At 63.6% G+C, this 23,512-nt stretch carries 18 protein-coding genes; 3 read left to right on the top strand and 15 right to left on the bottom strand.

The genetic code is table 11. The annotated features are described in order from the left end of the window. Window positions 1-24: 24 nt before the first annotated feature. The 5 genes from rqcH to ACNO8S_RS07565 all read right to left on the bottom strand — a co-directional run bounded on the left by rqcH (window position 25) and on the right by ACNO8S_RS07565 (window position 11,034). Window positions 25-2,178 carry a ribosome rescue protein RqcH gene (rqcH, locus tag ACNO8S_RS07545; protein ID WP_420182741.1) on the bottom strand — a complete coding sequence of 718 codons (2,154 nt, stop codon included), beginning with the start codon at window positions 2,176-2,178 and terminating at the stop codon, window positions 25-27. Window positions 2,179-2,214: 36 nt separating this feature from the next. Beyond that, window positions 2,215-3,249, bottom strand: a complete 1,035-nt coding sequence (locus ACNO8S_RS07550) for an NAD(P)/FAD-dependent oxidoreductase (RefSeq protein WP_420182742.1) — start codon at window positions 3,247-3,249, stop codon at window positions 2,215-2,217. A 71-nt stretch (window positions 3,250-3,320) separates the two neighbouring features. After that, window positions 3,321-4,844 carry a hypothetical protein gene (locus ACNO8S_RS07555; protein ID WP_420182743.1) on the bottom strand — a complete coding sequence of 508 codons (1,524 nt, stop codon included), beginning with the start codon at window positions 4,842-4,844 and terminating at the stop codon, window positions 3,321-3,323. 114 nt (window positions 4,845-4,958) lie between these two features. Next, a complete protein-coding gene (locus tag ACNO8S_RS07560) occupies window positions 4,959-9,032 on the bottom strand; it encodes a CARDB domain-containing protein (protein WP_420182744.1) in 4,074 nt (1,357 codons plus the stop codon). Window positions 9,033-9,378: 346 nt separating this feature from the next. Next, entirely contained in the window at window positions 9,379-11,034 is a 1,656-nt protein-coding gene (locus ACNO8S_RS07565) for a tRNA uridine(34) 5-carboxymethylaminomethyl modification radical SAM/GNAT enzyme Elp3 (protein ID WP_014040428.1), read from the bottom strand. Window positions 11,035-11,141: 107 nt separating this feature from the next. On the opposite strand from ACNO8S_RS07565, the gene ACNO8S_RS07570 reads away from it, so the two are divergent. Next, the gene (locus ACNO8S_RS07570; RefSeq protein WP_014040429.1) at window positions 11,142-11,276 is read left to right on the top strand and encodes a hypothetical protein; all 135 of its coding nucleotides are present in this window, start codon (window positions 11,142-11,144) and stop codon (window positions 11,274-11,276) included. A 148-nt stretch (window positions 11,277-11,424) separates the two neighbouring features. Beyond that, window positions 11,425-13,317: a methyl-accepting chemotaxis protein gene (locus ACNO8S_RS07575; RefSeq protein WP_191449329.1), complete on the top strand. Its 1,893-nt coding sequence runs from the start codon at window positions 11,425-11,427 to the stop codon at window positions 13,315-13,317. Window positions 13,318-13,321: 4 nt separating this feature from the next. On the opposite strand, the gene ACNO8S_RS07580 is transcribed toward ACNO8S_RS07575, so the two are convergent. The 7 genes from ACNO8S_RS07580 to glmS form a co-directional block, all read right to left on the bottom strand. Continuing rightward, window positions 13,322-13,810, bottom strand: coding sequence for a cupin domain-containing protein (locus ACNO8S_RS07580; protein ID WP_014040431.1), 489 nt, complete (start codon window positions 13,808-13,810; stop codon window positions 13,322-13,324). A 40-nt stretch (window positions 13,811-13,850) separates the two neighbouring features. Next, on the bottom strand, window positions 13,851-16,049 hold the full coding sequence (locus tag ACNO8S_RS07585; protein WP_050038109.1) for a DHH family phosphoesterase: 2,199 nt from the start codon (window positions 16,047-16,049) through the stop codon (window positions 13,851-13,853). Window positions 16,050-16,113: 64 nt separating this feature from the next. Next, the gene (locus tag ACNO8S_RS07590) at window positions 16,114-16,377 is read right to left on the bottom strand and encodes a hypothetical protein (RefSeq protein ID WP_004592637.1); all 264 of its coding nucleotides are present in this window, start codon (window positions 16,375-16,377) and stop codon (window positions 16,114-16,116) included. Window positions 16,378-16,403: 26 nt separating this feature from the next. Then, complete coding sequence (locus ACNO8S_RS07595; protein ID WP_420182745.1) at window positions 16,404-17,051, bottom strand: YIP1 family protein; 648 nt, start codon at window positions 17,049-17,051, stop codon at window positions 16,404-16,406. A gap of 87 nt (window positions 17,052-17,138) precedes the next feature. Further along, entirely contained in the window at window positions 17,139-17,717 is a 579-nt protein-coding gene (locus ACNO8S_RS07600) for an NADPH-dependent FMN reductase (protein WP_420182746.1), read from the bottom strand. A gap of 109 nt (window positions 17,718-17,826) precedes the next feature. Continuing rightward, on the bottom strand, window positions 17,827-17,997 hold the full coding sequence (locus ACNO8S_RS07605) for a hypothetical protein (protein WP_004518074.1): 171 nt from the start codon (window positions 17,995-17,997) through the stop codon (window positions 17,827-17,829). A 127-nt stretch (window positions 17,998-18,124) separates the two neighbouring features. Beyond that, on the bottom strand, window positions 18,125-18,571 hold the full coding sequence (gene glmS / locus ACNO8S_RS07610; RefSeq protein WP_014040435.1) for a methylaspartate mutase subunit S: 447 nt from the start codon (window positions 18,569-18,571) through the stop codon (window positions 18,125-18,127). 248 nt (window positions 18,572-18,819) lie between these two features. On the opposite strand from glmS, the gene ACNO8S_RS07615 reads away from it, so the two are divergent. Beyond that, window positions 18,820-19,359: a GNAT family N-acetyltransferase gene (locus ACNO8S_RS07615; protein WP_064288103.1), complete on the top strand. Its 540-nt coding sequence runs from the start codon at window positions 18,820-18,822 to the stop codon at window positions 19,357-19,359. Between the two features lie 73 nt (window positions 19,360-19,432). Here ACNO8S_RS07615 and ACNO8S_RS07620 read toward each other — a convergent pair whose 3' ends face one another. From ACNO8S_RS07620 to ACNO8S_RS07630, 3 genes are all read right to left on the bottom strand, one after another. After that, entirely contained in the window at window positions 19,433-20,440 is a 1,008-nt protein-coding gene (locus ACNO8S_RS07620) for a sodium:calcium antiporter (protein WP_191449331.1), read from the bottom strand. A gap of 47 nt (window positions 20,441-20,487) precedes the next feature. Next, the gene (locus tag ACNO8S_RS07625; RefSeq protein WP_044952223.1) at window positions 20,488-21,423 is read right to left on the bottom strand and encodes an A/G-specific adenine glycosylase; all 936 of its coding nucleotides are present in this window, start codon (window positions 21,421-21,423) and stop codon (window positions 20,488-20,490) included. 126 nt (window positions 21,424-21,549) lie between these two features. Continuing rightward, entirely contained in the window at window positions 21,550-23,415 is a 1,866-nt protein-coding gene (locus ACNO8S_RS07630; RefSeq protein WP_420182747.1) for a sensor histidine kinase, read from the bottom strand. Window positions 23,416-23,512: the final 97 nt, after the last annotated feature.

Raw genomic sequence — 23,512 nt, forward strand, 5'->3', positions numbered from 1 at the left:
GGTGTTCTCTCTGCCCCGGCATCGTCACTCCTCGGTCATCCGGCTGCCGCCCGGCGGCAGGAACTCCTGTATCTGGTCCGGGCTGGCGACCTTGCGGACGAACGTCTCGTCGGCGAAGCGGTCCTTGAATTCCCGGTACAGGCGCTTCGCGATGTCGTTCTGGGCGTACTGGCCCGGTTCGACGGTGATGCTGGTCGCGGCCTGCCCCTCGATGGCAGCCGGCGGGCCGCCAATGACTCGCGTCTCGTCGTCGCAGGTGATGCCGACGGCGACGCCGGCCGGCGTGGACTCGAAGTACGTCCGGTCGCCGCGGATGGCGAAGCCGCCCTTCTCCAGATATTCGCCGCTTTCCGGCGTCTTCGACACCTGGTCGGGGTCGACCATGTACACGTCGCCGGCGAACTTCCCGTCTTTCCAGACAGAGGAGTACGAGACAGCGAACTGTGCGGCTTGGTCCAGTGAAGACTGCGGGAAATCCACCTCTTTGGACGGTTCGCTGGGACCGGTCGCTTTGAGCACCGTGACCGGGCCGCCGTGGGCCTGCGCGTGGAAGAACTTGTCACCGCCCTCCAGATACTTCTGGACGAGTTCTTCGTTGTCGTCGGCGTCGCGGCCGCCGATGACGAGGAAGCCGTCCGAGGTGTGGAACCAGCGGAACTGCTCGTACCAGCGCTCGGTCGACCGGGTCGGAATGGACTGCATCGAGAGCCAGTCCGTCGGTTCGTCCTCGGCCTCGTCGTTATCGGCTTCGTCCTCGCCGTCGTCGGCCTCCCACTCCTCGCGCCGCTCTTTGACCGCTTCGAGGTCCTCGCGGGTGTTCTCGATGGCAGCGAGCGCGCCCTCCTTCTTCTCCTCGATGCGTTTGGCCTCCTTGTACAGTTCGTCGGCGTTCTTCTCGACGCCGGTGAAGGCGTCCACTGTGACCCGCGTCCCGTCGATGTCGAGGGTCACCGTCCCCTCGCTCCCGTCAAGCGAGACAACTGCTTCGGCGGCCGCGATTCCGCGGTCGGCCCCCTCGTCAAACTTCGCCTCGATGTCGTCCCAGGACACGTCGTCCTGGCGGGCGGCCTGCACCGTCGAGAGCACGTCGTCGACGAGGTCGTAGTTGGCGTACAGCAGTTCGGCCTTCTCCCGTTCGACCTCGGCGTCGGCTTCGAAGTCCTCGATAGCCTGCTCCTGTTGCTGGATGATGCGCTGCTGTTTCTCTATCTCGGCCTCGAAGTCCGGGCGCTGTGTTTCGCCGCCCTCGACTTCCTCCTCCCGCTGGAAATTGAAGAAGTAGTCGTCCAGCGCGGGGTTGAACTCCGTGAAAGATTCGCTGTACAATTCTTCGTACTCCGCCAGCGGAATCGGCGTCACGTCGATGCGCCGGCGGTCCGGGTCATCGCCGGATTCCCCGTTGCCTGCACCGTCACCGTCGTCGAGCGTTTCGTAGTACACCCGCGGGTCGACATCTCCCTCACGCAGGCGCGTCCCCATCTCGTCGATGAGTTCGTACAGCCGCTCGAAATCGGACTCATCGAGGTCGTCGACGGCGACGTTGTAGTCGATGCCGGCGCGGGTACACAGCTCCTCGCCGTAGAGGCCGCCGAAGTTCAGTTGCGTCGCCAGCGTCCGTACGAGGTCAGCGTCGGATTCCTTGATACGAGCGACGAACCCGTCGTAATCGACGGTCATCGGGTTGAACCGCGCCGAGGGGAACTCGTAGGGCGTCCCGGGCGCGACGGTCCGTGATTTGAGCCGCACAGTTTCGAGACAGTCGATGACCTCGCCGTATTCGTCGAGAACGGCGACGTTCCCGTCACCGAACAGTTCTGCAACAATAGTCGTCGAGGCGTCCTCGCGGTCGAACTCCAGTTCGATGATGCGGTCGAACTCGAACTGCTCGACGCGGACGAGGTCAGCGCCCGACAGCCGGTTCCGGAGCATCATCGCGAAGTCCGGCGGGCGGCCCGGTGCGTCGGGGACGTGACTCTGGTCGGCAGCGTGGGCGCGCTTGACGTCGCCGACTTCGATGAGGAACTCGACGCGCCCGCGGTCGAAGTCCCGGAGCTTCAGTCTGACGAGGTCGTCCTCGGGGTAGAGGTACGCCTTGTCGAGCTTCGCGCCCTCGTAGCCGGCGAGTTCGCCCTCAAGAGCGGCGAGGTCGACGCTCGTCAGTTCCCGCTTGTGGTCCATGTCGGTGGCTGTCGGCGGGCACCCAAAGGCGTTCCGTTACCCGCTGTCGGCGATTGCCTCGCCCGTCTCCAGTCCGTTCCGCAGCGCCGCGTGGAGTCGCCCCTCGCCGGCCACCCAGTCGCCGGCGAAGTACAGGTCGTGCTCGGCGGCACACGCCAGCAGATCGTGGTCGACCTTGCCCTCGGGCTGGGAGTAGCGCCAGTGCTGATGGTCGGTCCAGTCGGGGTCGGCAAGCCGGTCGTCGTCCAGCAGTCGAGCCGTCCGCGTCGCGATGTCGTCGACGAGCGTATCGGGGTGTTCGTCGTAGTTCGCAATCGACCACGGTTCGTTCATCTGGACCAGCAGCAGGGACTCGCCGTCGGGGACGTGGCCGTCCTTGCACTCCTCGCGGCCGACCCAGCCGATGTCGTGGTCCTTGTCGCTGTTGACCGCGGCGTACCACGGCACGTCGAGTTCGAAGGGGTAGTGCAGCACCCCCGCGATGACCGTTCGATAGGGGACGGCGGCGATTTCCTGCCGAAGCGCCCGGCAGTCGTCGTGATCCCACCGCGACTGTCCCAGCAAATCTGCTGTCTGGGGGGCCGGCGGTGTCAGCAGCGCAGCGTCGAAGTGCCCCAGGTCCGCTCCGTCGTCGTCCTCGAGCCGCCAGCCGTCGCGCTGCCGCTCCAGGCGTTCGACCCGGACGCCGTTCTCTACTTCGGCGTCGGTCTCGTCGAACAGTCGCTTTGCAAGCTGTGTAATGCCCGCCTCGTACGTCCATTTGTGTTCGTCAGCGTCCCGTCCGGCGTCGATTTCCCCGGTCCTGTCGAACGCGTGCACCGGTTCCTCGATATCGACGAGTCCCTCGGTCGGGAGCGCCTCCGTGACCAGTTCCGTCACGCGCCCGTCGTCCGCCTTGAGATAGTTCGCCCCGTACTCGTACGTGCAGTCGCCGTGCCGCCGGGTCGCGGCGCGCCCGCAGACGCCGCGGCTCTTCTCGAACACTGTTACGTCGACTTCCGCGTCGTGGAGCGCGTACGTTGCCGCCGCACCGGCACCACCGGCACCGACGACTGCGAGGTTACGAGCCATACGTGCCAGTCGGACGGTGTGAGTAAAAATCCACCACACAACCAGTTCGGACCGCCCGCCAGTGGTCCGGTTCAGCGGTCCCGCTGGCGTCGGAGACCCCGACGCGTCCAGCCGACCACGGCGAGTATCGCGACACCGACGCCCACTTGGCGGAGTGAGAACCCGGGGCCCTGTGCCGCGGTCGTTGCCCTGTCATCGCTGTCAGTGGCCGGAATGGATTGGTTTTCGACTGTGAGTGGGCCCGCCGTCTCGCCGTTGACCCGAACGGTTCCGTTGACCGCCTCGAACTCTGTCTCGACGACCGTCTCCTCACCGGGCTCAAGCGCCACTTCGTCCGTCGTCACCGGTTCGCCGTCGACCGTCACCGTCAGTGTCTCGTTGACTGGCCGCGGACGGGCGTTCTTTACTGTCGTTCGCACGGTCGTATTGAACCCGGCCCGAACCCAGTCAGCCGACAGTGAGGCCTCCCTGATCTGCAAATCGGCGTTCCCCTGACCTTCGGGAGTGGGTTCCCCATCGGTACCCACTTCGGTTCCGAATCCGGCGGTTTCGTTTCCGTCGCCGGTCGTGTTGCCGGCAGGCGCGCCCCCGCCTGTTGTTCCGTTCCGCGCGGTTGCGTTCGTCCCATCGGTCGACGTCCCGTTTTCATTGCCATCCGACCCCGTGATCTCGTCATAGATTCCACCGTCAGACTGGGAGTCATCGTCGTTGTCCGAGCCGTCAGAGTCCTCGGAGCCGCTATTGTCGGAGTCGCCTGAGTCGTTCGAACCGTCTCCACTGGAGTCGGTATCGTCGTCGGAGTTGCCACCTGAGTCGTCAGTGTCGGCAGCGCCGACATCGCTATCCGCCTCAGTTTCCTCCTGTGTACCGTTCTCAGTTCTTTCACTGTCCGTCGGTGCCTCGGTCTCCTCACTGTCCGTTGGTTCTTCAGTTTCCTCACGGTCAGTGGGTTCCTCGGTCTCATCACTGTCCGTTGGTTCTTCAGTTTCCTCACTGTCCGTTGGTTCTTCAGTTTCCTCACTGTCCGTTGGTTCTTCAGTTTCCTCACTGTCCGTTGGTTCTTCGGTCTCCTCACTGTCCGTTGGTTGCTCAGTCTCTCCATCGTCCGTCGGTTCCTCGGTCTCCTCACTGTCATTCGGCTCTTCAGTCTGGGTCTGTGTCTCGGTATGTTCTCTTTCTGTGGGGTTCTCGGTTTGCGTCGGCTCCTCCGTTTCTTCGTTTTCGGTCGATTCCTCCGTTTCCTCGCTCTCAGTCGGTGTCTCCGGGCTCTCCGTAGGTTCCTCCGTCTGGTCGGTCGGGTCTTCGGTTTCTTCGGAGTCTGTCTGTGGCTGTTCCGTCGGCGTCTGTTGGGCCTCCGCAGTCTGCTCGCCGTCGGTCGGTGCGTCCGTTTCGTTTACCTGCCCGAGCAGTCTCTCAGAGTCGGATTCGATAATAGATTCGACGGCGGCTCCGGGTGTGCTCACTGCGGCGTCCGATACACCGTTCTGGGGGCCGGCGCCGGAGGCACCCACGCTGCCGACAGCGAATACGGACGCGAGCGCAGCGGTGCCGAAAACGATAGTGACAGCAGCAAAGAGTTGTTTGACCTCGCTCATACAGGGAGGTACGCGAGTAAAGGATTAGTTACCCAGCAGCCAAACCCTCGGTAAGGTCGTCCTTCGTACACAGAACCGGTAGTGTGGCCGGAAAATCCGCCGTCCGTACGACCTCTACACCCTACGATGGACTCGGACGAGACCGCCGATTAACGCCAGCACAAGTGCGACCAGCTGAACGGTGAATCCGGGCCCGGAGGCCGAGACCGTCTCGGAGGCTGGCTCCGCACCGCCGCCGCTTTCACCAGTCTCGGCAGTCCCGGACCCGCCCGTACTCGGGGCCGAGTTCGAGCCAACGCGGAGGTCACCTGCACTGACGCCGTTGACCGCGACTGCGCCGTCGACAGCTTCGAACTCCATCGTCACGGTAGTTTGTTCGCCGGCGTCGAGTCGAACGGTCCGAGAAGCGACCGGGTCGCCGTCGACAGTGACCGTCAGCGTCTGTTCGACGGTTTCGTCGGTCGGGTTCTCGACGGTCGCTCGCGCTGATGTGTTGAAGCCGGCCCGGACCCAGTCAGCCATCAGGGATGCATCGGCAACAGTGAGTTCTGCGGGCGTCGGCGTCGATGCATTCGTATTCGAGGAGCTGGCTGTCGTCGTCGGGGTGGACGTATTAGCGACCGGGGAGACGACAGCGATGGTCGAGAGGTTGGACGATGACGCCTGGATAGACGTATTCGTCGCGTTGGCGCTACTGGGTAGCTGACTCCAGGACCCGTTGTGGTACTGGAACACCCGGACGGCGTCCATCGATCCGTTGGTCGGCAGCGCCGATTCGTTGAGCCGCAGGGTGTACCTCACCCGGCTGATGGCAGACGCATTTGCGCCGGAAGTGACGGTCACGTACCCACGCACACCGTCTGCCTGAACTTCGGTCATGTTGTTCGGCGTGGCCTGCGGGCCGAGCATCGTCGCGTTGAACCCATCACTGTCGTTGGTCACGTCGAGCGAGAGTGCAGAGAGGGTGAACGCCGGCGCGGTCTCGGACGGCCCGGAGCGGTTCAGCGATTGGGTGACCGTCGAGTTCGCGGCGTCGGCAGTCACTCGGACAGTGACTCCGTTGTCGATCTGGGACTGCGAGATCGCGGGCGCCTCTGCGCCGCCGCCGTCGTCGGTCTCGTCCGACTCGTCGTCGAGATCGAAGCCGCCACCGCCACCGCCTCCGCCGCCGCCACCGCCTCCGCCACCGCCTCCGCCACCGCCGTCACTACTGCTTTCGGCTTCGACAGCAAGCGTTTCAGTGGCGGCGTTGCCAATAGCGAGCGAGCGGTTGCCCTCGTTGTCGAAGGAGATACTGAAGGAGACAGTTACTGTTTCACCGCCGGCAATCGGGCCGATAGTTCTGGACTTGAGCGTCTGGTTGGTCTCTGTAAGCGCCGCGGTGTAGTTCCCACTCTCTGTCCCGACGTTTGCGACAGTCGCTGTCACGTCCACTGACTCGCCGGTTTCGGTGGACGAATTACTCAGTCGGGCGTCGCGAACCTCGAACGTCGCGGGTTGGGTCACTGAGATGTTTCCACCGGAGTCACCGTTGACCGCCACGTCGTACTCTCCGCCGCTCTCGAAGACGTAGACGAAGGAGACCTCGGTCTGTTGACCGCCCGAGAGCGTGACGTTCCTCGTGTCCACGATGTCGTCGTTGGTCTGGAGGCGCACCGGGGAGGTCCCTGTCTCGTCGCCGTTGTTGACAACGGTGGCAGTCACCTCAATCGGTTCGCCTGTCCGAGCGCTCGTCCGGTTCAGGTCGACGGCAGCCGTGTCGAATGCCGCCGGCTCCTTGACCGTGACAGTGCCAGCCCGCTGGCCGTTGATGTCGACTACGTAGTTCCCGCTGTCGTTGAAGACGTGGTTATACGTGATTTCCGTCGCTTCACCGCCCTCCAGCGTCACTTCTCGGCTCTCCGCGATGGAGCCCGCGACGGCGAATTCACCGGTGACAGTCCCCGCTTGGCCACCGGTGTTCGTGAGGGTCGCGCTAAGCTCGACAGAGCCGCCCTGAGTCACGGACTCGCTACTGACCGCCGCGTTGCTGACCTCGAACGTCGCCGGTTCCGTGACCGTCACGCTGGCTCCGAACTGGTTGTCGACGGCGATGTCCCGCGTCCCCGCATCGCTGAACGACTGGACGAACGTGACGGTCGCTTCCTCGCCGCCGTCGAGTGTCACCGACTGCGTGTCTATCGTGTTGCCGTCCTCCTGCAGCCGTACATCGGCTGTCCCGGTCTGATCGCCTTCGTTCCGGACGGACGCGGTGACAGCTATCGGCTCCCCGGTGACGACGTCCGTTCGGTTCAGGTCGACGCTAGTGGTTTCGAACGTCGCCGCCTCGGAGACTCGAACTGTTCCGACCCGCTCGCCGTCGAGGTCGATAGGGTACGTGCCGACGGCGGTGAACGACTCCGTGAACGAGACAGTCGTCGATTCTCCAGGGCCTAATTGCAGTTCCGTGGCGTTCACCCGCTCGTCAGCGACTGTAAGCGGGACCTCGTAGGTACCGGTCTGGTCGCCAGTGTTCGTAACCGTCGCGGTCACCGCGACGCTCTCGCCCTCGCCCACCCTCGTCGTGTTCAGCGCCCTTTCGGAGACTTCGAACGTCGCTGGCTGCTCCACCGTGACGGTCTGAGTCTCGCTACCGACCGTGAACTGGTACGTGCCGGGCTCCTCGAACGTGTGCACGTACGTGTCCGTATCGGATGCATCGGGTTCCAGATCGAACGAGACGGCGTCGACGGCTTCGTTCTCCGTTTCGACCCAGAACTCCTGCTTCGCGGTCACGGTCCCATCGTTTCTGGCCGTCACCGTCAGTTCTGCCGCGTCGCCCCGGGTGACCGTTGTTCTGTTCCACTTCGCGTCGGTGACCTGAATATCGGGCTGGCCGACAGTCAGGGTGCCGGCGATGACGCCGTCGACCGTGACCTCGTGGTCGCCCTCGTCAACAGCTCCTTCGAGTCGATAGAGGAGTGTCTCGTTGACTGTCTCTCCAGCCGGGACCGTTACCGACTCCTGGCCAACCTGTGTGCCGCCAACTTCGATAGGCAGCGTAATCGTTCCGGTCTGTCCGCCAGTGTTCTCCACCGTCACCCACAGCTCCGGCTCGCGGGTCCCGATGCCACCCGTGTCCGTGTCAGTATTGACCTGGGTGTCGATGAGCCCGGCGTCCTGAATCTGGAGCGAGCCCTCGTCCGCAACGTCGACAGTCCCGACCGATTCGCCGTTTATCGTCAGGTCGTAAGTACCCTCGCTGTCGAAGCTCGGTGAGAACTCCAGCGTCTCCGTATCGCCGTTCTCGATTTCGACGGTCCGGGTGGCGATTTCGGAGCTGTCAGTCTGCAGAACGACGTCCTCTGTCGCCGACCCGTCCCCGCCTCTGGGGTTTTGCATCCGGACCGTCAGGTCGACGGGCTCGCCGGTGACCGTCGAGTCGTCGCTTAGCTGCGAGTACTCGACGGTGAACTGCCTGGATTCCTCGATGGTGATGGTCGGGTTCGAGCCGGAACCGTCCCGCAGTTCGTACGCCCCGGCAGGCAGCTCGTCAAGGGTCCCGGTGTCCAGCGTCCACGAGGTCGTCTCCGTGTCGCCGCCACCGACCTTGACGGCGAGTTCGTTGACCATCCGGGACGCTCCGGTGTCCGTGTTCTCAAGTTTCGGTATGATCGTCAGTTCGCCGGTTTGCCCGCCAGTGTTTTCGAGCGTATGAGTTACCTCGATGGTTTCGCCTCGCGTGACAGTAGCCCGGTCGACTGTCGTCTCGGTGACCGTGATGTTCGGCGGTTCGACGACGGTTACCGTCCCGGCCGGGACTCCATCGACGGCGAGGTCGTACTCGCCGGTGTCGTCGAGGGTGACGGGAACAGTCTCCGTCGTCTGCTGGCCGCCGCCAACCGCAACGTCGGCTTGCTCAATTTCCTCGCCGTCCGCCGTGACGGCTACTTGTTTCGTCCCATCGCTGTCTCCGGTGTTCTCAGCCGTGAGCTCCACCTGGAACTCCATCCCGGAGACGACAGAGAACGGCGCATCGTGTATACCGGAACTGTTGGTCTTTGTCGCAGAGGCGTCGGTCACCTCGATAGCCGCTGTCTCGTGATTGGACGCGGCTGCGACACCCGGCCCGAACACCGGGGCCGTCGACACCGCAACCACAGCCAGTAGCGTCATCGCTGATAGCCACAGGCCCGTAATCTTACCCATGGGAGGGCCGATGACAGTATGGTAATTAGTTAGCGGGAACGAATCGCAGAGTAAGGTACTATTATCGCGTATACCGTCCGCTACCGCCGGTTCTATCCTAATAAGGGCTGAAAGGTGGCATTACAAGTAATGGCTCACTCGGCGCACCCAGCCCACAGGGCTGGCACGTCGGTATACATATAGTACCTCAAACGGCGGCTGTTCTTTCGGTCAGCGCCCGTCACTCGTCGCGCGATGAAAGCATCTCTCGCTGGCGGGATCCACAACAGCGCGGCTGTAATCTATCGATGAGACGCTCAGGGACACACCTGAGGCCGGTAAGAATTAGACTGAGGCTGTGAGGCTATCAGAGACGCTTGCTCACGTATGGGCCGTCCTGCTTGTACCCCAGCTTCTCCCGGTAGTACTGCCGGACGCCGATACCGGAAATAACGGCCAATTTCGGGTAGCCGGCGTCCCGTGCCAGTGTTTCCGCTTTTTCCAGCAGTTTCTTGCCGTAGCCTTTGTGCTGGTGGTCCTCGTCGTCACCCTCTTGACCGACGCCGACGGCGTTGCCGTAGACGTGGAGTTCGCGGACGATTGCGGCGTCCTGTAGCTCCCGGCGTACCGGATCGTTGGGGAATCTGAGCCGACAGAACCCGACGAGCACGTCGTTGTCGAAGTCTTCGAAGGAGATGAAATGCTCCGTGCCGCCACAGGCCTCGTAGGTCATCACGTCGAGTTCGATGTTCTCGGCGGCATCGTCGCTGTGTCCGGCCTCCCGACAGCGGATACAGTCACACGTCCAGTCGTGCTCTTCCATCCGCTGCCAGGCGAGCTGGCGGAGGTTCGACTTCCAGACGCCGCCCTCGATGAAGTCCGCCGGGATGTCCCGCTGGACGCGCTGGAGGCGGGTGTAGCGGGGAATCATGTCCTTGATTTCGGCGACCAGTTCGGCGGCCTCGTCGTTGGAAAGCGGGTCGAACTCGTCGTTGCGCCACCAGTCGTATGTGACGGTTCCCTCGACAATCAGCGTCGGGTATATCTTGAGGTAGTCGGGCCGCCAGTCCGTCTGGTCGAAGATGCGCCGGAAGTCCTCCAGACACATCTCCTTGGACATCCCGGGCTGGCCTGGCATCATGTGAAAGCCCACCTTGAACCCGGAATCGCGCAGGCGGCGGTTCGCGTCGATGGAGGCCTGCACGCCGTGGCCGCGGTGCATCTCGCGGTTGATCCGCTCGAAGGTCGTCTGGACGCCGACCTCGACTTTCGTCCCGCCGAGGTCGAGCATCCGGTCGATCTGTTCCGGATCACACCAGTCCGGCTTCGTCTCGAACGTGGTGGCGACGTTGCGGACGTCAGCGGTCTCGTTTTCCGCGATGACATCTTCCAGATACCGGAACTCGTAGTCGTCCTCGGCGAAGCTCACGTCCTCCGCGGGCGTCGGCTCCGAATCCACGTCGAAGTCGTTCATCGCCTCCAGGGCCCGCTTGACGAACCACTCCTGGTAGTCGTGGCTCCGGGCCGTCATCGTCCCGCCCATCACGATGAGTTCGGCCTTGTCGACAGGATGGCCGATCTCCCGCAGTTGGTTGAGTCGGAGGGTCACCTGGCCGTAGGGGTCGTAGTCGTTCTGTTCGCCGCGTGCGGCCGCGGGCTCGTGGCCGGTGTAGGACTGCGCGGAGGAGAACTCCGAATCCGGGCCGCCCGGACAGTACAGGCACTTCCCGTGAGGACACCGCTCGGGTGAGGTCATGATAGCGATAGGGGAGACACCCGAGGCAGTCCGAACGGGCTTGCGCTGGAGGACCTCCTCCAGCACCTCGCGGTGCTCCTGTGGCGCGTAATCGAGCAGTTCGGAGTTTTTCGGCACTTTCGGCGCGGAATACTCTCGACAGACATCTATCTTGGCCGATTCGACGTCGTCGCGCTCGACCTCGCCTGCGAGAATCCGGTCGACCAGCTCCGCACACACCTGCTGGAAGGTCTCTGTCTCGTCTGGGTCCGGCGTCTCCGTGCTCATCGGCGTTGTGCGAAATCGGCGTCTCGGCCGAATAAGCGTGTCGCTCGGGTATCGTCAGCGACGGGGGTGGCCGTGGGGTTCATTGTGCTGTCACACCAAAGAGAGGTATGAGAAGCGAAACGGACGACACCAGGAGCCCCGACCGACCGACCTTCCGCGGCTGTGTGTTCTGTTACAGCGCGGAGTGGGCGTACTACGGTGCGAAGAAGGCAGCCAGGTCCGTCTCGGCGACTGATACGTAGCGGGACCCGGGTCGCAGTCGGCAGCGAATGAGCTGTCTGAAAACAACTCCAGAGTCGTTGAAGCCCCGTCTCAGGCGCTCTACCCCGTTATTTCGAATGATACTGCCAGGGGAGTCTTTTAGTCATTGCTCTCCTCGACTGTGTATATATGCCAGACACGACCAGTGGGTCTGCACAAACTCGCTCCCGGGAATTGACGCCGACGGAACGGTTCCAGGAGTTCATTGCATACATTCCGAGTGGCGATACGATCCCCGACGAGACATGGCGCGGCCGACACCGTAATATCCTCATTCTGCTGCTTGCGCATGTGCCGTTCCTGCTGGCACTCGGGCTGTATTCGGGAACTGAGTCGCTCGTCACGGGCGCGACGCTTCCCGAGATAGACACGCTCCACGTTCTCGCAGAGGTCGGGGTCGTCGTCGGCCTCGCCGTGTTAGCGAGGTTGCCCTGGTTCGGTCGGCGAACGCGAACCGCGCTGGCGACGATGGGACTCGTCACGACGTCCGGGTTCCTGGTCCACTTCTCCGGCGGGTACATCGAGGCTCACTTCCACTTTTTCGTCGTGATGGCTGTGGTTGCCGTCTACGAAGACTGGCTGCCGTTCTTCCTCGGCATCGGGTACGTCTCCGTCCAGCACGGGATTTTCGGCATGATCGACCCGAGTCGGGTGTACAACCACTCGGCGGCGATCAACAACCCGTGGGTGTGGGCGTTCATCCACGCGGGCTTCGTTCTGATGCTGGCCGCGGCGCTGATGGCGCACTGGTCGTCGACCGAGCGATCCCGTGAAGCGGCGGAACAACAACTCGAACAGGCCAGAGAGAAGACCCAAGAGGTCGAAAACCTGGAGGAGAAGAAAGCCGAGATGGAGCGGACCATCGCCGAGGCCGAAGAGGCGAAAGCCGAGGCCGAGGCCCGACAGCAAGAGGTCGAAGAGTTCAACGAGCACCTCGAAGCCACGGCCGACGCTTACAGCGCGGCGATGTCCCGGGCGGCCGACGGAGACCTCACGGTCCGGATTGACCCCGACAGCGAGAGTGACGCGATGGCACAGATCGCCGAGTCGTTCAACAAGATGATGACGGAGACGGAGTCGGCGATGGCCGAAATACAGACGTTCTCGCAGGAGGTCGCGTCGACGAGCGACCAGGCCACGGCCGGTGCCAACGAGGCAACAGGTGCCAGCGAAGACATGAGCGAATCGATTCAGGGCATCGCCAGCGGGGCGGTCGACCAGCGTGAGATGCTCGAAACCGTCTCAAGCGAGATGACCGACCTGTCAGCCACCGTCGAGGAGGTCGCCGCTTCGGCCGAAACCGTCGCGGAACGGTCCCGCGAGACAGCCAAGATCGCGGACGACGGCGAGGAGACCGCACAGGAAGCGATAGCGGGCTCCCGGGAGGTCCAGACAGCGATCGATTCGACCGTCGAAAACGTGGAGCGGCTGGACGAGAAGATGGCAGAGATCGGTGAGATCGTCGATCTCATCGGCGACATCGCCGAGCAGACGAACATGCTGGCCCTGAATGCCAACATCGAGGCCGCACGGGCCGGAAACGGGTCGGGCGGCGATGGGTTCGCTGTCGTCGCAGACGAGGTCAAACAGCTGGCGGAGGAGACGCAGGCCTCTGCGACCGAAATCGAACAGCTCATCGCGGAGACCCAGGCCCAGACCGAAACCACGGTCACAGAGGCACGGGGGGCAAAGCAGGATATGCAGGAGAGTACAGAAGCCGTCGAAGACGTCGTCGACACGTTCACGCAGGTGGCCGAGAACGCCGAGGCGACCGACGACGGGATTCAGGAGATCAGCGACACGACCGACGACCAGGCCGCCACGACCGAGGAAGCGGTGTCGATGGTCGAGGAGGCCGTGGACATCAGCGAGGCGACCGCCGCGGAGACCGAGACCGCCTCCGCGACCGCGCAGGAACAGGCCGCGTCCATGTCGCAGGTCAGTGCCAGCATCGAATCACTCGCCGAGCAGTCCGAACGGCTCCAGACGATGCTGTCGGAGTTCGAAGTCGACAGCCGATAGCGGCTCACTCCTCCCAGTACTCTTTTTCCGCGTTCCTGTCGAGATACGTCGACAACGTCCGGTCCGCCTTCTCGCCGCCCGGCGGTGACCCGGCGTACAGCCCGACCATCTCCCGGTCGGGGTAGACGGTGATATCCGGTTCCTCCATCGTCGAAACCATCAACAGTCGGAGTTCAGACTCGCCGGCTTCGATTTCGTGCGCACTCTCCTCGCCGGCCGGAAGCGCGACGAAATCGCCCGGCTTGAGTGCGTGTTCCTCAGCGTCGGGGCCGAGCCAGAGCGTGCCGGTCCCGGCCTGGACAAATATCGCTTCCTCGTTGCCTTCGTGGTAGTGGCGCACCCAGAGCCGTTTCCCCGGTGGGACGGCATAGAGGCTCGCGCCGAGTTGTTCGCCCCCGGCGGCGTCACCAAGCTGCTTGCGCCTGAACGTCCGGTCGCCGTGGTCGTGGTCGGTCCAGTCGAGGTCGGCTTCGTTGACGGGGCCGTCGCTCATGCCCGGTCAGACTGCCGGCGGATAGAAAAAGTCCTCTGCGCTACAGTTCGTCGGCCAGCACGTCGAGCGTGGCGTCGAGGACGGCCGGTCGCTCGCCGGCCAGGTAGCGGATGGTCCCCTCGCGGACGCTCCGCGTCGCGACGCCGCCTTCGGGAACTCGCTCGCTGACTTCGCTGACTAGCTCGTGCAGGTCCAGGTCGCCGTTGGCACGGACGTACATCGTGTCCGTCGAGATGCCGAGCACGGCGTCGCTCTCGTCGCGGACATCCCGGTGGAGTTCATCCAGCAGGAGCGACTCCGGCGGGAACTCGTACTGGTGGGTAAAGGCGTCCGTGTCGAGCACGGCGATGTCCACGTCACCGACGGTCCGGTGGTCGAGGTTGGCCCGGGCGGTGGACACCTCTTCGTCGACCTTCTCGCGGAACTGCTCGGCGATGTGGCCGGCCAGGCCGCCCACGTCCTCCTCGTCGTCGCCGAACACGAGGTCGGTGATGAGTTCGCGCTTGTCCTCGTAGGACTGGTAGTGGGCTTCGAGCGCGACGGCTTCGCGGAGTTCCGACACGGCGGTCTCGTCGTAGCCGGCCTCGCTGGCGGCCTCGACGTACGGCTCGGGGATGTCCTCCCAGAAGCTCACGGCCGGAAGGTGTTGCAGGTCGTCACGAACGTCTTCGTTGACGTGTGCGGCGACGTTGGCCGCAAGCGCCGTCGAGGTGGTCTCGGAAACGGCGTCAGCGGAGGGGGAGACAACGGCGTCGACCGTGTCGACGACCGCGCCGTCGACGTCGATGTCGTCGATGACGACGCTCGGCGCGCCGTAGACGTTCAGCAGGTCGAAGCCGTCAAGGCTCTCGCGCGTGCCGCCGGCGGCGACGAAGACGAACAGCGGGAGTTTCTCCTCGTGGCGCTCCCGGTTGTCGAGCATCGTCGTCGTGTCCTTCGTCGCGTCGTCCATGTCGTAGACGCCGCCCTCGATTGGTCGCCGGTCGAAGTAGTGGTACTTCGCGTCGGCGCGGCGGTGCTGCTCGGTGACCAGCGGGAGTGCGGCGCGTTCGAGCGCGCTGCCGGCGAGATAGCCGTCCGCGGTGTTGGCGTGGCGGACGATGACCGGACGGTCCGTCAGCACTGCCTTCCGGATCTGGGTCGCCGCTTCGACCAGATCATCGGAGAGGGCCGCAACCGCCGTATCATCGGCGAGCGGTTCGGCCGTGTCAGGTCGGGCCTCGTCGTCGAGGGCGTCGGCGAGCCGCTGTTCGACTTCCTCGCGCTCCTCGGCTTCGAGGACATCGAGCTCCTCGGTCTCGACCTGCAGTTCACCGCGACGCTCGCGGACTTCGCCCGAGAGTCGGACGTAGTCGTCTTCTTCGACCTCGGGGTAGGCGCGGACGCCTGCCTCGACGAAGGCCGCGCAATCGACAGTGCCGGTCTCGTCCTGCAGTTCGAACACCGTCGGCCCGGAGGTCTGTCGGATGCCGACGACTTCGCCTTCCAGTCGAACGTCCGCACCGACGTGGTCGTCGAGATCGCCGATAGCCGCGGCGACCGGTTCGGCCGTGGTCGCCTCGTCCGTCTGCTCCTCGCTTTCGTCGCTCTCTGCGTCGGCTTCCTCGTCGGACTCGGTCATGACGGCGGTGTTCGACCCGCTGTCGTTGCCGCCGACGGCCGCAGTGCCTTCGACGCGGTCGTCATCGCTGGCCCGACTGACTGCGCCGGCGTTCGTGGCGCTGCTGTCGTCGGATTCGGTGCCTTCGTCCGCGTCCGATTCGTCGTCGCTTTGTCCCGCTGACTCGTCAGTTGAGGGTCGAGACGCCTCCTCGTCCGAATCGTCGGACTGTGTCTCGTCTTCGTCGTCTTCGTTTTCAAGCAGAACGGAGTGACCGATTTCCGGGTCGTCGACGAGGACGCCGCGGAACTCGCGTTCGGACTGGCGGATCGACCAGCCGAGGTCGACGTTGCCGTTGTCCCGTACGTTCTTGACCTGGACGTAGACGGTGTCGCCCGAGTCCCAGTCGAGGGAATCGAGCCGCTGGTCCAGTTCGCTCCGGTGGAGCAGCCCCGTTACGCTGTCGCCGATGTCGACGAACACGCCGAACTCGGCGAAGCCGTCAACACTGCCGCGGTAGTAGCGGTCGACCGATAGCTGGTCGGCACGCGAGCCACGGAACTCGAACAGGGCGTCCTCCTCGTGGAGGTCACAGATGCGTCCTTCGACAGATTTGCCGCAGATGATACACGAACCCATTACACGGTGCAAGCATGTCGGGCCTAAAACGGTTGTCGAATTCCGGACGAACTGAACGGGTCCGCTATTCGAACATCTCGCTCTCTTCTTCCAGTAGTTCGAGCCCTGAAGCGACCGCTTTCGCCTGTTCAGGGAACAGAGCGACCTCGATTTCGCTTCCCTGTTCGTCTTCGAAGGCAATTTTCACGCGCTTGTCGCCGTACTCGCGAACGTCGACGCCCTCCACGTCGTACATCTTGATCGTCGCTTCCTTGTTCGACGGGCCGACGCTCTTGAACGCTCCATCTTTGAGTTCCAGCATGAACTGGTCGATGTCGATACTGAGCATCGTGTGGAAACGCACGCCGGCGGACCCTAAAACCCGTAGTCAGCGGCCAGCACCGAGACGGCCTGAAAGCCCCGGAAGCCGTAGCCGAAAATAATTGCGGCGGGGACGGCTCCGACGATTGCGGCCACGGGGTGCCGGATATTGTGGACGACGGCAGTGCCGAGCAGGTACAGGCCCGCGCCCCAGGCGGTGACGAGCACCCGGACTTCTGCGCTGGGCAGCCCCGCCAGCAGACAGGGGGCCATCGCGTAGCACATCACCTGGACGGTTTCGCTCACGCCGCCGCGGTCCGACGCGACGGGGAGCAGTCCGAGGGGAAGCAACAGCAGCGTCTGTAGCGCCGCCGTCAGATGCACCGTCGCCGGCGTGACGAACACGAGAATAGCAAACAGCGCCAGTACCGCGACGCCGGGCGAAGAGCCACCGATAGCGGGGTAGTCGAACGGCCCCGTAGACAGCAGTCCCCGCTGGGCCAGCTTGACGACGGCGTAACGGCTCACCTCCTCGAAGAGGACTACTGTCGCCGCAAACACCAGCCCCGGAGCCTGGTCACCCGGCGCGACGCCGGTCCGGAAGAACCGCCGCGGACGGCGGAGTATTTCCACCCACGCACGCACCAGCGCGGCTGGCCCGCGGTCCCGGCCACCGGTCGGATTCTCGACCCACTGAGTCACGCCTGAAACTTGGGCACGAGCCGGTTTGACCGTTTCCTTCTATCCGTCAGCCCCCTTCGGCTCGGACACGCACAGCGGTCCTCACGGCTAATCGTCCGCTCCGACGTTCTCCGTACTCTCGAAACACGCCGAGTCCGGCTCGATGTTCGCGTACTTGACTGCTTCCTCACCGAGCGACGTCACGCGTTCCTCGATATCGGCGTCGACTATCTGACCGTCAGCGATGTGATTGTGTGCGTTCGGAACCGCGGCCTGATGCGGGATGACCCAGCAGTTCAGCGCCCGGCAGACCGAGCGGAGGTGTTCGAGCGCGGTGATGGGAAAGCCCCCACCGGCGACCGCTAGCAATCCCACGGTTTTGTGTTCGAACTCGTCGAAGCCACAGTAGTCGAGTGCGTTCTTCAGCACGCCGGAATAGGACCCGTGATACACCGGCGTCCCCAGCAGAATTGAATCAGCCGCGTGAACTCTATCGGCGAACTCGACAGCGTCGCCGACCTCGCGATGGTCGGCATCGAACACCGGTAGGTCGAATTTCTGAAGATCCAGCAGTTCCGTGGTCGCCCCCAACTCCTCGGCGGCGACGAGCGCGCGCTCGATACCGACCCTGGTGTAGCTCTCCTCTCTGAGACTGCCGACGACACCGACGATGTGTGGTTCGGACATGTCGGGTCTATGGAGTGGGGCCGGTATATCGATGGGGGAGACGAGGCGCAGCGCTAGTCCCTTTCCGGCTGTCGGTTTGTCAGGCCATGAAGGTCGCTCTGGCCGACGCTCAGTTGTCGTGGTAGACGTAGAGGAGGTTCGGATACGGGATGTACGCGACACGTTCGAGCCCGCCACTGCCGACCTCCTTCTTCAGATGGACACCGTTCGACCCCTCGACCACGTCGTGAATGTTCTTGATTTCGGTGCCGTCACTCAGCTCAGCTGTCATGTGTGACATTATGAACCATTCGCACTCTGGTCGTAAAGCACCCCGGGCTGTGGGTGGTCGATGACAGCAGAAGCTGAGAGTATTCCGGATTACGCACGGATCGCTGGCGCTAGCGGCAAGAAAAGGAGTCCGTGGCTCAGGAGCCGAGCTGAACCTTCTCGGACGACGCTTCCTCGCGGGAGCGGTGGCCGAGGTCGGCTTTCAACGCCTCGATAGCCTCCTCAGGGTCGGTCTCCGAATCGAAGACCCGGTCGAAACCGAGCGCTTTGAACGTCTCGCGCGTCTCCTCGAAGGAGTCCTGCCCGACAGCGAGGTTGCCGCCGATGTAGGTCGTCACGTCCAGACCCGCCTCGTTGATCTGCTGCTGGAACCCCTGACAATCCTGCTCGGCGTGGCCGTACAGCGACGAAACGAGTATCGCTTCGGCGTCGTGTTCATCCGCGGCGTCGATGAACTCCGACTGGGACGACTGGACACCGAGGTTGACTACGTTGAACCCTGCCGCTTCGAACGCTCGTTCCAGAATGGTAATCCCAACGACGTGCGCGTCGGAGCCGATGACACCGAGGATGACTGTCCTCATACAAGACCACCAATGGGTGTCAACTACATAAACCTAATGATAAACCATGATAGATTATGGGGATGGTTCACACACCGGGGAGAGGATATTAGCCATGATAGCCCAAACGAACCGATAGACACAGCATCTATGGTACGCGACACGATTCAGCATCTGGCAGATCCCCGGGTACTGCGCCGCCTATCGCGTCAGTCCACCCACTGTGGCACCCGCTCGGAACAATCTGTCTGTCCGTCGTCGGGACACGCATGACGACCATCCGCCGAGCCTTCGACGCCGACGCCGACGGCATCCGCCGGGTCGCACGGGCGGCGTGGCACGACGCCTACGACTCGCTGGACTCCGACGTCATCGACGAGACGATATCCGACTGGTACGCCGACCCGCTGGGCAGCGCGCTCCACGGGTGGGCCGGCGGCGTCCCCGCCAACGACCTCGACGACATCGAGGCGACGTTACTGGTTGCCGAACAGGACGGCGAAATCATCGGCTTCACCCAGGGCATCACCATGCATACGATGGGGACGATGCTGCGGCTGTACGTCCACCCGGACTACCACGGGGAGGGTGTCGGGACGGCGCTGTACGACCGGCTCGAAGACATCTTTCTGGAACACGGCGTTGAGCAGTTCCGGGCGCTCGACCTGGCCTCGAACGACCGGAGCCGGGAGTTCTTCGAGAACCTCGGCTTCGAGCGGACCAAGACTCGGACACTCACTATCGGCGGCGATCCCTACGACGAGGCCGTGTATTTCCGCGAACTATCGCCCGGAGAAGGCGATGAGTAAGCCCAACAGGGCAGTTTCCCGAGAGCATCGAGGGCGGATGCTGGCTCACCAGTGACGGCACTGTGGACCCGCCTCAGATACCGCTAACCGTCTCAATAAGCCCGACCGATTCGAGGGCCATCCAGCAGACGAACACCACGTACAGCCCAAGCAGGGTGTACGCTTCGCGGTCGGTGAGCTCGAGATCGGTCCGGATGAACACGATGAACACCAGCGTTGCGAATCCCAGAAACCCCATCGTCGGAATTGCCACGAGAAAATCGATTGTCGCCCGCCCTGCCAGGAGGACGCCGACCGGAATCGCCACCAGCAGATTGAACGTATTGCTTCCCAGAACGTTCGTCAGACTCGTGACGCTGTCGTCGTTTTTCGCGGCCCGGACGCTGACGAAGGCATCAGGGAGGCTCGTCCCGGCGGCGATGACGGTCAATCCCCAGAGAAACGTCGGGGTGTCGAAGATGACACCGAGGGCGAGCGCGCCCTGGACCATCCCCTCGACGCCGACAGTGATGATGACGAGTCCGACCCCGAGCATCCCCCACTCCCGGCCAGGCCGGACACTGTGGGTTTCGTCCGCGACGTGCTCGCTGGCGTCCTGCTGATGCAGGAAGGCGTAGATGCCGTAGGTCACGAGCGGAATGGCCGCGAGCGTCGGAGTCAGGATAGCCGCCCGATTGGTCCCGCCCGGAACGTACGTCGCCCCGAGCGCGAACACGATGAACAGGATGAGGATGCTGATGACGTAGAACTGGGCGTCTTTGTGGACGATGTCACGCGTCGACCGGAGTTCTTCGCTCGACAGCGCCGCGAGGGCCGGAATCACGAGCAGATTGAATATCGCGCTCCCGACGATTGCACCGACGCCCAGCGAGAACTCGTCGTGGACGACGGTGCTGATAACGACCGAACTTATCTCGGGAAAGCTCGACCCGACGGCGACGACGATTGCGCCGTGAACCGCCACCGGTAACCCGTAGTACTTGCTCAGCCGTTCTGCGGCCCGCTCGAAGTACGCGCTCCCTTTCCAGATGACAGCGGTTGCGACGACGATGAGAGCGACCGAACCCAGCAAGCCAGCCATTGTGGACGTATTGACCGCACGGGTTCAAGGGTGTATGCCACTGGCGGTCAGCGCTGGAGGCGCGCGACCGCCTCGCCGTCGCTGTTCTCGACATCGACTAGCCCGTCGTCGGCCAAATCCTCCAGAAGCCCTCGGAGCCATTCGCGGCCGTACTCCCCCTCGGGCGCGTAGTCCACGCGCACACGCGGCCCCAACTGGTCCAGTTGTAGCTCGTCGTACTCCTTGAGCGCCGAGATGACGCGGCCGCGCATCTGTCGACGGCTCCCCTCGAACTCGGGCTGGGTCGGGACGTCCGGCGCGGTGAAATCGCCCGTTTCGTAGGCCGAACACCACTCACGCCACGGGCACTGCGCGCCGTCACAATCCGGCGTCTTTTCGCAGGCAACCCCGCCCAGTTCCATGATGGCGTTGTTCCAGACTCGCGACTGGCCCCCGGGCATGAGTTTGCTTGCGGCCGCTTCAAACTCTGAATCGTCGTCCGGCACGTCGAAGGCGCGGTACAGGACACGCTTGACGTTCGTATCGACGACGGCGTTCCCGTTGTTGAACGCGAAGGAGGCGACGGCGTTGGCGGTGTAGGGACCGACACCCATCAGGTCGCTGAGGCCGTCCGGGTCGCGGGGCCACTCGCCGTCGTAGTCGTCGACCACTTGGCCGGCCGCCTCGTGGAGGTACTTCGCACGATTGTTGTAGCCCAGCGAGTGACTGGTCCAGAAGCCCACGACATCCGAACGGTCGGCCTCGGCCAGGGCCGCCGCAGTCGGCCAGCGGTCCAGAAAGTCCTCCCAGGCGTCGACGACCCGGTCCAGTTGGGTCTGCTGGCTCATCACTTCGGAAACGAGAATCTCGTAGGGGTCAGTCGTCTCCCGCCACGGGTACGAGCGGTGGTCCGCCTCGTACCACTCCACGAGCGCGTCCTGGACAGCCGACGGGTCCGCGGGCACGGCCCCATGACGGTCCGTCGCTGTCGACTGGTCGGTCATACCCCCGTTTAGCCCTGTCCCGATTTGTGCGTGGCGGTCGTTGCCGCCCATCCCGTCGGCTGTACGTCTGGAAAGAATCGCCGCCCTGAGATGGCGGATATCTTACAGTAGTTACAGCCAACAGTATCAGTCGTCGACTTCGGACCGTCCCCACTCGAACTCGGTCCCGTACCAGTCCGGCTCGTCCTCGCTGAACACGTCCGCGAACACGAACATCGCGCCGTCGGGGTAGGTCGTATCGAGGTACAGCCGCCAACCGTGGGCCTCCGCGATGGTCTTGACGATAGAGAGGCCGAGCCCGGTACCGTCCGCGCTCGTCGTGTGACCGTACTCGAAGATGTTGTCGACCGCTTCGCTCGGAATCCCCGGCCCGTCGTCGGCAACGTAGAAGCCGTGTTCCGTCAGCCCGACCGTGACGGTCACCTTCGGGCCGACGTGGTCGAGGGCGTTGCGAAACAGGTTCTCGAGGGCTCGCAAGAGCCGCGTCCGGTCGGCGTCGATGGTTCGACTGCCCGCGACCTCGATGCTGGCGCTTTTGTTGTCGATGTTGTCCCACGCATCGGTGACGACGGCCTCCAGCGGAACCGGGGCCGTCTCCTCGACGCTTGCGCCCTTTCTCGTCAGCGTCAACACGTCGTCGATTATGGACTCGATACGGTCGTGTGCGTCTTCGAGTTTCTCGATGTGTGACTGGAGGTCGGTCGAATCCGTCTCCGGGTCCGACAGCCGCGTCGCAAGCAGTTCGACGTGGCCCCGGGCGACCGTAAGCGGGTTTCGGAGATCGTGGCTCAGTGTCGACGCGAACTCGTCCAGCCGCTCGTTCTGACGTTCGAGTTCGTGGCTCGACCGCTCGGCCTCCTCGCGGGCCGCCTGGGCCTGGCGGATCTGACTCCGGAGCGTGTCCCGCATATTTCCGAAGGCGTCGTACAGCCTCCCGATCTCGTCCTGCCGGGCTGTCGAGATGTCAACGCCGAGGTCACCCTGTTCCATGGCCTGCGTCCGGTTACGGAGCTGTCTCAGGGGCCGAACCGTATGCCGTCCGAAAAGATATCCCGCGATGCCCAGCGCGGCGACTGCCGTCCCGATGACAGCGAGGAAGCCCCAGCGGACGAGCCGACTCGTTCCGTACAGTGTCTCTTGCGTCGCACTCGTCGTGACCACCCACGACGTACCGTTGACGGGCGTGTACGTCGCGACATGGGACCCCGTTTCGATAGTCGTCGTTCGGCCCGCTGTTGCGGCCCGGAGACCGTCCTGACTGATGGGCACGGAACCACCCTGGCCCCCGATAAGCGGGTCTCCGTCCCCAGTGAGCAGTTGCGTCTCGAACCCGTCGCGCCCGTCCTGAAACTGCTCGACCGGGACCCGGGCAACCAGCACTAGTGCTCCATCGCCATCGGAGACGGGAGTCACGAACGCCATCGAGTGGTTGTCACCGTCCGCGTATGCTGTCGAGTGGATAACTGTGCCAGTGTCGGTGGAGCCGTTCATCGTCGCCATCACGGGGGACTCCCACGCGGGTTCGACCGCCCACGGTGACCGGCCTTCTGTGTTCGTCCCGGTGCTCGCGACGACTATCTGAGAGTCGTCGACGGCAGAGACGTAGTGAAGCGAACGAATCTGTGACGACTCTGCCGTGGCTGCTGTCGTAAGGTACTGTCTGATATCTGCGGGCGTCCCAGTGACGTACACCCCTGCGGCTGCGATAGCGATGGCCTCCGTCTCGGTGGTCGTCCGCCACTGCCCGATACTGTCGGCGCGATGCGTGGCCGACGTTTCGAGGTCCGTCACCGCGTCGCTGACGACCCGGTCCTGTATCTGCAGGTAGCTGCCGAAGCCGACGGCTGCGAGTACGACGACGATTACCGCCAGCGCGACAGCGAACTTCGCCACGTAGTTACGCGTGTACACGTCCGGGAGGACTGCGTGAAGCCGCTCTAGCAGCCCGTCGGGCTGGCTGGACGCTGCTGTCTCGTCCCCACCACCTGTCATTATCTAATCTGAATCCTTCGGTAGTTGACCGCTACCAACCGTTATGTTCAGTCCATGATATAATTTATCATATGTTATAATCGTAGACATCCGTGTT

This window comes from Haloarcula sp. KBTZ06, from assembly GCF_048595605.1.
Taxonomy (GTDB): Archaea; Halobacteriota; Halobacteria; order Halobacteriales; family Haloarculaceae; genus Haloarcula; species Haloarcula hispanica.